This window comes from Runella sp. R0.1_18 (assembly GCF_057652155.1).
The window spans coordinates 1-206 of record NZ_JBYFCK010000174.1; the positions used below are offsets into that span (position 1 = coordinate 1).

Annotated in this window: 1 protein-coding gene; it reads right to left on the reverse strand. The window is 46.6% G+C overall.

Annotated elements, in window-relative coordinates:
* On the reverse strand, positions 1-206 hold a 206-nt coding region (locus AC23P2_RS31520; RefSeq protein WP_487776855.1), incomplete at both ends, for a hypothetical protein.

A 206-nucleotide genomic window follows, 5' to 3' on the forward strand; every position in this document is an offset into this window, starting at 1 on the left:
AAGGAATTAGCTTGAAGAAGAGTGCCGTTTGTAGTGTACCAATCAGCTGTCTGATTGGAGCCAACAGTCACAGAGAGGGTAGGAGTAGGGGTAGCTCCTGAGCAATAGTTGACGTTTGTAGCGGTAGGATTAGGGGGATTAATGGCAGGACACTGACAGTTAGGAGCTACAACATCATAGGTTGTTGAACAGCCATTTAGTAGAGC